The organism is Pseudomonas sp. YeP6b (genome assembly GCF_025642995.1).
Taxonomy (GTDB): domain Bacteria; phylum Pseudomonadota; class Gammaproteobacteria; order Pseudomonadales; family Pseudomonadaceae; genus Aquipseudomonas.
In genome coordinates this window covers 364,762-375,000 of record NZ_CP080090.1, presented here as the reverse complement: position 1 = coordinate 375,000, position 10,239 = coordinate 364,762, and the positions used below count along the sequence as shown (strand labels likewise).

The window sequence follows — 10,239 nt, the reverse complement described above, 5'->3', positions numbered from 1 at the left end:
CCCACGCGCCTTGACCTGCGGATCGGCGAATACCTGCGCCAAGTCATTGATAGGCCCACACGGCACGCCCACTCGCTCCAGCTGCGTCACCCATTCAGCCGTCGTCTTGAAGACCGTAGCTTGGCGAATCAACGGAATCAGCTCCGCACGGTTAGCCACCCGCACCTTATTAGTAGCAAAGCGCGGATCGTCCGCCCACTGCGGCTGCCCAGCCGCCTCAGCGAACTTGCGAAACTGCCCGTCATTACCCACCGTCAGGATGAAGTCACCATCGGCCGTGGGGAAATCCTGATAAGGCACAATATTCGGGTGAGCATTGCCCAGCCGCTTGGGCGACACACCCGTCGTCAGGTAATTCATCGCCTGGTTAGCCAGGCAGGCCACCTGCACGTCCAGCAACGCCATATCAATATGCTGCCCGCCGCCGTCATGGTCCCGGTGCGCCAGCGCTGCCAAGATCGCCACAGTCGAGTAGAGCCCCGTCAAGATGTCCGTCAGCGCCACTCCAACCTTTACCGGCCCAGCGCCATCATCACCCTCAGGCCGACCGGTCAAGCTCATGAGCCCGCCCAACCCCTGAATCATGAAGTCATAGCCCGCGCGCGCCGCGTAGGGCCCGGTCTGACCAAAGCCGGTGATAGAGCAATAGATCAACTCCGGATTGATCTCCTTCAGCGACTCATAGTCCAGCCCATACGCCGCCAGGCCACCCACTTTAAAATTCTCGATCAGGATGTCGGACTTCGCCGCCAGGTCACGCACCAGCTTCTGCCCCTCCGGCCGCGTGAAGTCGATGGTCACCGACTCCTTGTTTCGGTTGGCCGACAGATAATAGGCCGCCTCACTGGTGTTCTCGCCATACGCATCCTTAAGGAAGGGCGGCCCCCAGGCGCGCGTGTCATCGCCATTACCCGGCCGCTCGACCTTGATCACCTCAGCCCCAAGGTCCGCCAGGATTTGCCCGGACCAAGGGCCCGCCAGCACTCTCGATAAATCCAATACCCGCAGATGTGAAAGCGCGCCCATGCCGTGCTCCTATTAATAGAACGCTTGAAGACCGGTTTGCGCACGCCCAAGAATCAGGGCGTGCACGTCATGCGTACCTTCATAGGTGTTAACCACCTCCAGGTTGACCAAGTGACGCGCCACCCCGAACTCATCAGAAATACCGTTGCCCCCTAGCATGTCCCGCGCCATACGCGCGATATCCAGGGACTTGCCGCAGGAGTTGCGCTTCATGATCGAAGTAATCTCAACCGCAGCCGTACCTTCATCCTTCATACGCCCCAAGCGCAGGCAGCCTTGCAAGGCCATCGTGATCTCGGTCTGCATATCGGCCAGCTTCTTCTGGATCAGTTGCGTCGCCGCCAATGGACGCCCGAACTGATGACGATCCAGGGTGTACTGGCGAGCGGTGTGCCAGCAGAACTCGGCGGCCCCCAGCGCCCCCCAGGAAATGCCATAGCGCGCCGAGTTAAGGCAGGTGAAAGGCCCTTTCAAGCCACGCACATCCGGAAAGATGTTTTCTTCCGGCACAAACACGTTATCCATGACGATCTCACCGGTAATGGAAGCGCGCAGGCCGACCTTGCCGTGAATCGCCGGAGCACTCAGGCCTTTCCAGCCTTTCTCCAGGACAAAACCACGAATATCACCGGCATCGTCCTTGCCCCACACCACAAACACATCGGCGATCGGGCTATTGGTGATCCACATCTTGGCGCCGCTCAGGCTGTAGCCGCCGTCCACCTTACGGGCCCGCGTAATCATCGCGCCTGGGTCGGAGCCGTGATTAGGCTCAGTCAAGCCGAAGCAGCCGATCCACTCGCCAGAGGCCAGCTTCGGCAGGTACTTCTGCTTCTGTGCCTCAGTGCCAAATTCATTGATAGGCACCATGACCAGTGATGACTGCACACTCATCATCGAGCGATAGCCGGAGTCGACACGCTCGACCTCACGGGCAATCAGCCCATAGCTGACGTAGTTCAAGCCACTGCCACCGTACTGCTCGGGGATCATCGCGCCCAACAGGCCCGTTTCGCCCATCTCGCGGAAGATCGCAGGGTCGGTCTTTTCATGGCGAAAGGCTTCGAGCACACGCGGCGCCAGCTTGTCCCGGGCGAATTGCTCAGCACTGTCACGCACCATGCGCTCTTCTTCGGTGAGCTGTTGATCCAGCAGCAGTGGATCGATCCAGTTGAAGCTTGCCTTACCAGCCATGAATAAGTCCTCGCGGAAAAAATCAGAAGTCGTGGATGCAGCCTAGGCCGGGCAGTCGCAGAGGGCAAACGAGGCTTCTGCATAGGGTTGTGCTAATTTCTCACTTCGAAACGACTGAGAAGGGCGCAGACGCGCTTTATAAGTGAGTACTACGTACATGCGCAGAAAAATTCCCAGCACCACCGCCCTGGTCAGTTTTGAAGCCGCGGCCCGCCACGAGAGCTTTACCAAGGCGGCGCAGGAGCTTTCCATCACCCAAGGCGCCATCTGTCGACAGATCGCCAGCCTTGAGGAGTTTTTAAGTGTCGAGCTGTTTCGGCGCTCACGGCGCGGAGTAAAGCTGACCGAAGCGGGGTTGTCCTACAGCCGTCGCGTCGCTATGCAGCTGGACGCGGTAGAGCGAGACACCTTGTCAGTAATGGGACAGCAGGGCGCCAGCGTCATCGAGCTCGCCGTGGTGCCAACCTTCGGCACCCAATGGCTGATCCCGCGCCTCAAGGACTTTCAACGCCAGCACCCGGAAGTCACCGTCAATCTCACCAACCGCACGCGCCCGTTTCTATTTGCCGATACCGAATTCGATGCCGCAATCTACTTTGGCGATGCCGACTGGTCTGGGACCGAGTCCCACCGGCTGATGGGGGAAAACCCGGTTCCGGTGTGCAGTCCGCGATTACTGGGCACCCGCACCCACTTCAGCCCCCAAGAGATCGCAGAACTGCCGCTGCTGCAGCAAACCACACGGCCTTACGCCTGGCGCCAATGGTTCAACGCGCAACAACTGAACATACCCCGCGACATGACAGGCCCGCGTTACGAGCTATTCTCGATGTTGTCTCAGGCCGCCATGCATGACATGGGGATCGCGCTGATACCGCCGTTCCTTATCCAGCGCGAGCTGGAGGAGAACCAACTGATGATCGCAAGCCCAGAGGCGCTGAGCAGTTCGAAGGCCTACTACTTGATGATTCCCGAGAGAAAAGTCGAATCTGCATCGCTGCACGCATTCAGAGACTGGTTGATTGATCAGTCGCAGCGCTATAGCCCCAGCGTTTAAAGGCAAAAACCGAGCCGTTGACTTTGTAGTCAGATAATTATTGGCACTACAGATATACGTATATGTCGCATTTAAGCAGACTGTACTTCTCTGCAATAGATAAGGCTCAAGGCCATGATTCACTTGGCTTGTAGCGACTATCACTGGCCAATGCCCGACTATTCACAACCACGATTGTAAAACATACGTAAACCGCCTAAATCCCTTTAAACACCTGTATTTAAAGAGGTTATTTCGAGGCGTTGCGACAATCAGTCACAGGGTGACTTGTAGTTAATTTTTCGTCACCCGTCATAATCCCTTGAAGGCCGTAAAGTTCGCCTGCAAAATGCCGCGCCCCGCTGTCATTTCAGCGGGATCGTGCTGATCGGCCGCCCCAGTTGCGCCACTCACGGTGCACTGGCCTTTTTACAAAAAGATCAAAAGCAAAAAGATCATGCAGGAGATTTGACGTGCACATTGGTGTTCCTCTCGAAACCCAGACCGGTGAAACGCGGGTGGCTGCCACCCCGGAAACCATCAAGAAGCTGATCGGCCAGGGCCATAAGGTCACTGTTCAAAGCGGCGCAGGCGTTAATGCCAGCGTCGTCGACAGTGCCTACGAAGCGGCAGGCGCAACCATTGGCAGTGCCAGCGAGGCGTTTGGCGCCGAGCTGATTCTCAAGGTGGTCGCCCCCAGCGACAACGAACTGGGGCTGATCAAAAGCGGCACCGTCGTTGTAGGCATGCTCAATCCGTTCAGCAACGAAACCATTGCCAAGCTGGCCGAGCGCGGCATCACTGCCTTCGCGCTGGAAGCTGCGCCGCGCACCTCACGGGCCCAGAGCCTTGATGTGCTGTCGTCGCAAGCCAACATCGCCGGCTACAAAGCAGTGCTGCTTGCAGCCCATCACTACCCGCGCTTCATGCCGATGCTGATGACGGCTGCTGGCACCGTGAAAGCTGCCCGCGTGCTGATCCTCGGCGCTGGCGTCGCAGGTCTTCAGGCCATCGCCACGGCGAAACGCCTGGGTGCGGTGATCGAAGCGTCCGACGTGCGCCCAGCGGTGAAAGAGCAGATCGAATCCCTCGGCGCCAAGTTCGTCGACGTGCCGTACGAAACCGATGAAGAGCGCGAATGCGCCGTCGGTGTTGGCGGTTACGCACGCCCGATGCCAAGCAGTTGGATGCAGCGCCAGGCCCTGGCCGTGCACGAGCGCGCCAAGCAGGCCGACATCGTCATCACCACCGCGTTGATCCCGGGCCGCAAGGCGCCGACTCTGCTCAGCGCCGAAACCGTCGCACACATGAAGCCAGGCTCGGTGGTCATCGACCTCGCCGCCGCCCAAGGTGGTAACTGCCCGCTGACCGTGGCCGATCAGGTCGTCGTGGCAAACGGCGTGACCATCTGTGGCCCGACCAACCTGGCCGGTGCCGTCGCTGCCGACGCTTCAGCTTTGTATGCACGCAACCTGCTGGACTTCCTGAAGCTGGTCTTCAACAAGGAAGGGCAGTTTGAAATCAACCTCGAAGACGACATCGTCGCCGCGTGCCTGATGTGCCGCGACGGCCAAGTCATCCGCAAAAACGCCTAAGCAGGGATTCAGACGATGGAAGAGCTTATCTCCCCCGGTATCTACAACCTGATCATCTTTGTGCTGGCGATTTATGTCGGTTACCACGTGGTCTGGAACGTGACACCTGCGCTGCACACGCCATTGATGGCGGTGACGAACGCAATCTCAGCAATTGTGATCGTCGGCGCCATGCTGGCTGCAGCGCTCACCGTTACACCATTGGGCAAGACCATGGGCACCCTGGCCGTGGCCTTGGCGGCAGTTAATGTGTTCGGCGGTTTTTTGGTAACCCGCAGAATGCTGGAAATGTTCAAGAAGAAAGCCCCGAAAGTAAAAGCAGAGGCGCCATCGTCATGAGCATGAATCTGGTCACGACGCTCTACTTGATCGCGTCGATTTGCTTTATCCAGGCCCTCAAAGGCCTGTCGCACCCAACTACCTCGCGGCGCGGCAACCTGTTCGGCATGCTCGGCATGGCGCTGGCGGTGCTGACCACCGTGGGCCTCATCTATAAGCTTGGGGCTGAACTGGCCACCGCCGGTATCGGCTACGTGATCGTCGGCCTGCTGATCGGCGGCACCGCCGGTTCGATCATGGCCAAGCGCGTAGAAATGACCAAAATGCCTGAGCTGGTCGCGTTCATGCACAGCATGATCGGCTTGGCCGCAGTATTTATCGCCATCGCCGCCGTGGTCGAGCCGCAATCGCTGGGCATCGTCAAGCACCTGGGCGACTCGATCCCTGCCGGCAACCGCCTGGAACTGTTCCTCGGTGCAGCCATCGGCGCAATTACCTTCTCCGGTTCGGTAATCGCGTTCGGCAAACTCTCGGGCAAGTACAAGTTCCGCCTGTTCCAAGGCGCACCGGTACAGTTCGGCGGCCAGCACAAGCTAAACTTGGTGCTCGGCCTGGCCACCCTCGGCCTCGGCCTGGCGTTCATGTTCACCGGCAACCTCAGTGCCTTCGCATTGATGCTGGCCTTGGCGTTCGTGCTCGGTGTGCTGATCATCATCCCGATTGGCGGCGCCGACATGCCGGTAGTCGTGTCGATGCTCAACAGCTACTCAGGCTGGGCAGCGGCGGGTATCGGCTTCTCGCTGAACAACTCGATGCTGATCATCGCCGGCTCCCTGGTGGGCTCCAGCGGCGCGATTCTGTCGTACATCATGTGCAAGGCGATGAACCGCTCCTTCTTTAATGTGCTGCTCGGCGGTTTCGGCAACACAGCGGATGCAGCCGGCCCGGCGGGCTCTAAAGAAGCGCGCCCGGTGAAGTCCGGCTCCGCCGACGACGCTACCTTCCTGCTGACCAACGCCGACACCGTGATCATCGTGCCGGGCTATGGCTTGGCGGTGGCACGCGCGCAACATGCGCTTAAAGAGCTGACCGAGAAGCTGACCCACCGCGGCGTGACCGTGAAGTACGCGATCCACCCGGTGGCGGGGCGCATGCCTGGCCATATGAACGTGCTGCTGGCTGAGGCGGAAGTGCCTTACGACCAGGTGTTTGAGATGGAAGACATCAACTCCGAATTCGGCCAGGCTGATGTGGTGCTGGTGCTGGGCGCGAACGACGTGGTCAACCCGGCCGCCAAAAACGACCCTAAATCACCCATCGCCGGCATGCCGATCCTGGAAGCATTCAAAGCCAAGACCATCATCGTCAACAAGCGCTCGATGGCCAGCGGCTATGCAGGCCTGGACAACGAGTTGTTCTACCTGGACAAGACCATGATGGTCTTCGGTGATGCCAAGAAGGTCATCGAAGACATGGTCAAGGCCGTCGAATAACACTGCGCTAGCGCAATACCCGAAACCCTGGCCTCCAGTAGGCTGGGGTTTTTTCGTTCCACTGCTCTGCGTGGGAATGCAGCCAGGGATGCTCTGCGTCCCGCTCTGCACACTCACATGAAACCCGACCAAAGGCTCTAAATCGCCGCCTGGCATTCGACCATGGTAGCGGGCCGAATTTTTTTGAAATCACTACACTGCCCACCTTGCTTCCGTAGCCTGAGATAACAATTCATGTACCGTGATCGTATCCGCTTGCCTTCGTTGTTGAACAAGGTCATGAGCGCGGCAGACGCCGCTGCACTGATCGAGGACGGCATGACCGTCGGCATGAGCGGCTTCACCCGAGCCGGTGAAGCCAAGGCCGTCCCTCACGCACTTGCCGAACGCGCCAAGACTTCGCCGCTGAAAATCACCCTGATGACCGGCGCCAGCCTGGGCAATGACCTGGACAAGCAACTGACCGAAGCCGGCGTGCTGTCCCGCCGCATGCCATTCCAAGTGGACAGCACCCTGCGCCGCGCGATCAACGCCGGCGAGGTGATGTTTATCGACCAGCATCTGTCGGAAACCGTCGAGCAACTGCGTAACAACCAGCTCAAGCTGCCGGACATCGCCGTCATCGAAGCCGTCGCTATCACCGAACAAGGCCATATCGTGCCGACCACCTCCGTGGGCAACTCGGCCAGTTTCGCGATTTTCGCCAAGCAAGTGATCGTCGAGATCAACCTCGCGCACAACCCGAACCTGGAAGGGCTGCACGACATCTATATCCCGACCTACCGGCCGACCCGTACGCCGATTCCGCTGGTCAAGGTCGACGACCGCATTGGCAGCACCGCGATTCCGATCCCGCCCGAGAAGATCGTCGCCATCGTGATCACCAACCAGGCTGACTCAGCCTCCACCGTGACGCCGCCAGACGCCGACACCCAAGGCATCGCCAATCACCTGATCAACTTTCTCAAGCAGGAAGTGGACGCCGGGCGCATGACTAACAAGCTCGGCCCGCTGCAGGCCGGTATCGGCAACATTGCCAACGCAGTGATGTGCGGCCTGCTCGATTCGCCGTTCGAAGACCTGACCATGTATTCGGAAGTGCTGCAGGACTCGACGTTCGACCTGATCGACGCAGGCAAGCTGAGCTTCGCCTCGGGCAGCTCGATTACCTTGTCGGAACGGCGCAATGCCGATGTGTTCGGCAACCTGGAACACTACAAGGACAAGCTGGTACTACGCCCGCAGGAAATCTCTAACCACCCTGAAGTCGTGCGACGTCTGGGGATCATCGCTATCAACACCGCGCTGGAGTTTGATATCTACGGCAACGTCAACTCCACCCACATCTGCGGCACGCGGATGATGAACGGCATTGGGGGCTCCGGGGACTTCGCACGCAATGCGCACCTGGCGATCTTCGTCACCAAGTCGATTGCCAAGGGCGGCGCGATTTCCAGCGTGGTGCCGATGGTCAGCCATGTGGACCACACTGAGCACGACGTGGACATCCTAGTGACTGAGGTTGGCCTTGCCGATCTGCGTGGCCTGGCACCGCGTGAGCGTGCCCGGGTGATCATCGACAACTGTGTGCACCCGGCGTACCGCGATGCGCTGAACAGTTACTTCAACGCCGCCTGCGCTATCGGCGGGCATACCCCGCATATCCTGCGTGAAGCACTGAGCTGGCACATTAACCTGGAAGAAACCGGGCATATGCTCAAGGCCTGATTGATACAGATTCGGGCTGATGCAAAGACAGTTGCATCAGCCCGAAGGCATACCCGTCACTTCTGTAAAAAACTGTACTGCTGTACCGGTCTTTTCCTACATGCATATCCCATAACTTCGGCCGAAACCGTCCATTTCGCACCGTTTAAGTGCAGACAGGTACAGTTGCCCCGTTTCCGTACAGTACAGCCGCTATAAACAGTTAACTGGCCCCTCACAATACAGGTGAACTGTATCTAGTGAGTCTTGCGTCGGAGGAGGATCATTGGCATCAGTTAAACCACTACCTAATCCCGCCACAAGCGGAAGGATGTCACCATGGAACGTACACTCAGTTCCGATCTGTTCTTCGAAGAAAAAGCTGTAAACACCCAGGCTTCCCTGCCTTTGCGCGTTCTCGCTAACCTGATGTTGTGGCAGCGCCGCATTTCCAGCCGCCACCAATTGGCTCGTCTGGACTCGCGTCTGCTGGCTGACGCCGGTATCAGCGAAGCTCAACGCTACGAAGAGCTGAGCAAGCCGTTCTGGCGCTAATTGGCGCCCGCTGGCCCTGACCCACCGGGTCCACCGCCAGCACTCTGATTTGTCAAAATAAAGCCCGCCCCGGGAAACCGGAGGCGGGCTTTGTTGTTTCTGGGATTCAGCTTTTTTCACCGCTGAACAGAAGGCTTACGCAGCAACCAGTACAGTTCAAAAAATACTACAGTTAAGCGGTACAATTTAACCTTGGTGTATCTGTATCGGTAGAAATGAGGCGCCCAACATGGAGCTCCAAGACCTCATGAAAGGCTCCAGCCATGAACACGCAACGCTCGTCCTTTAAACAGCTGCTCGTTCGCACCGCCAATGCATTAGCCAGATGGGCGCGACAGGCCCATGAGCGGCATCAACTGGCACAGCTTGACCCGCGCGAACTCTCAGACGCGGGCATCAGCCAGGGCGACCGAATCGCCGAGCTGTCCAAGCCGTTCTGGCGTGAATAGACACCCGCGGGACTTTCCGAACAGGTAAACGGCAGCTTAAGATCCCACTAATACGTGGCGAACCTTGTAGAACCGGCGTCTGATGCTCAATCGCAACACTGTCGGTTTCACAGTGGCCGCTTTGCGCCGCTTTATTTGTTCATCTACAGGAGTCACTCCATGTCCCGTCTTCGCCTGCTCAGTGCCGCCGCCCTGTTGGCCGTGGCTGCCAATGCCAACGCAAGCAGCTTCATAGTGACCACCGATTCAATCGTCGGCGCGCTGAAAGCCACCTCCGACGCCAGCTCGGATGCCACCTCCTCACTGCGTGACAATAAAGTCGTGCAGGCCGCGCGTGACGACGCCGCCAGCTTTGTCGCCAGCGAAGGTGCCATCCGCGGTGTGAAACTGGAGAGCGCCCTGGCGCAGATCCGCCAACAGGCACCCCAACTCAATACCGCTACTGACGCACAGCTGGCCCAAGCGATCCTGGCCATCTGACCAAGGCAAATGCAAGAGGGCGCCAGCCGCTACCAAATGTGTCAGCGCTGGCTCTCGCCCGGGCATTGCGCTAGCCTTGGCGCTCGCTTTCAGTTGTCGAGTCCCATGGTTTTTTCATACCGCTTGTTGATCGTTCCCGTGTTGTTTTCCGCCTGTTGGTCGCCATCGGTGTTTGCCTTTGATGTGACCACCCAGAGCACCGTTATCAGTGCGTATGCCACCAGCAAGGTGACCTCCGCACCTTTTGACAGAAAGTTGATAGTGGCCGCCCAGGATGACGCTGCCGCTTTTATCGCCACTGACGGCCAATGGCGGGGCGCCCGTCTGGAATCTGCGCTGGATTATCTGCGCCGCACCCAGCCAAAACTTAACGCCAGCGACCTTGAACTGGCGCAAGCAATTCTCGTCCAATAATCATCTTTGTA

General features: G+C 58.6%; 11 protein-coding genes (1 of these 11 only partly in view). 9 read left to right on the top strand and 2 right to left on the bottom strand.

From position 1 onward, the window contains the following. Positions 1-1,026, bottom strand: the 5' portion of a protein-coding gene (locus KZH41_RS01770) for a CaiB/BaiF CoA transferase family protein (RefSeq protein WP_094949637.1). 195 nt of this gene lie to the left of the window's left edge; only the first 1,026 of its 1,221 coding nucleotides appear in the window; it begins with the start codon at positions 1,024-1,026; the stop codon falls past the left edge of the window. Positions 1,027-1,038: 12 nt separating this feature from the next. Then, a complete protein-coding gene (locus KZH41_RS01765; RefSeq protein ID WP_242153732.1) occupies positions 1,039-2,220 on the bottom strand; it encodes an acyl-CoA dehydrogenase in 1,182 nt (393 codons plus the stop codon). A gap of 157 nt (positions 2,221-2,377) precedes the next feature. On the opposite strand from KZH41_RS01765, the gene KZH41_RS01760 reads away from it, so the two are divergent. The 9 genes from KZH41_RS01760 (at position 2,378) to KZH41_RS01720 (ending at position 10,228) form a co-directional block, all read left to right on the top strand. Further along, complete coding sequence (locus KZH41_RS01760) at positions 2,378-3,277, top strand: LysR family transcriptional regulator (protein ID WP_094949639.1); 900 nt, start codon at positions 2,378-2,380, stop codon at positions 3,275-3,277. A gap of 452 nt (positions 3,278-3,729) precedes the next feature. Continuing rightward, positions 3,730-4,851, top strand: a complete 1,122-nt coding sequence (locus tag KZH41_RS01755) for a Re/Si-specific NAD(P)(+) transhydrogenase subunit alpha (protein ID WP_094949640.1) — start codon at positions 3,730-3,732, stop codon at positions 4,849-4,851. Positions 4,852-4,866: 15 nt separating this feature from the next. After that, positions 4,867-5,190: an NAD(P) transhydrogenase subunit alpha gene (locus tag KZH41_RS01750; protein WP_094949641.1), complete on the top strand. Its 324-nt coding sequence runs from the start codon at positions 4,867-4,869 to the stop codon at positions 5,188-5,190. Continuing rightward, complete coding sequence (locus KZH41_RS01745) at positions 5,187-6,623, top strand: NAD(P)(+) transhydrogenase (Re/Si-specific) subunit beta (RefSeq protein WP_242153730.1); 1,437 nt, start codon at positions 5,187-5,189, stop codon at positions 6,621-6,623. Before KZH41_RS01750 ends, KZH41_RS01745 begins: the two co-directional genes overlap by 4 nt. A gap of 234 nt (positions 6,624-6,857) precedes the next feature. Continuing rightward, entirely contained in the window at positions 6,858-8,351 is a 1,494-nt protein-coding gene (locus KZH41_RS01740; RefSeq protein WP_094949643.1) for an acetyl-CoA hydrolase/transferase family protein, read from the top strand. A 318-nt stretch (positions 8,352-8,669) separates the two neighbouring features. Beyond that, positions 8,670-8,885 (top strand): DUF1127 domain-containing protein, encoded by a 216-nt coding sequence (locus KZH41_RS01735; RefSeq protein ID WP_003214752.1) that lies wholly within the window; start codon positions 8,670-8,672, stop codon positions 8,883-8,885. Positions 8,886-9,148: 263 nt separating this feature from the next. Further along, a complete protein-coding gene (locus KZH41_RS01730) occupies positions 9,149-9,334 on the top strand; it encodes a DUF1127 domain-containing protein (protein ID WP_263274265.1) in 186 nt (61 codons plus the stop codon). A 159-nt stretch (positions 9,335-9,493) separates the two neighbouring features. After that, positions 9,494-9,814 (top strand): DUF2388 domain-containing protein, encoded by a 321-nt coding sequence (locus tag KZH41_RS01725; RefSeq protein ID WP_094949645.1) that lies wholly within the window; start codon positions 9,494-9,496, stop codon positions 9,812-9,814. 105 nt (positions 9,815-9,919) lie between these two features. Then, a complete protein-coding gene (locus KZH41_RS01720) occupies positions 9,920-10,228 on the top strand; it encodes a DUF2388 domain-containing protein (RefSeq protein ID WP_094949646.1) in 309 nt (102 codons plus the stop codon). Positions 10,229-10,239 lie beyond the last annotated feature (11 nt).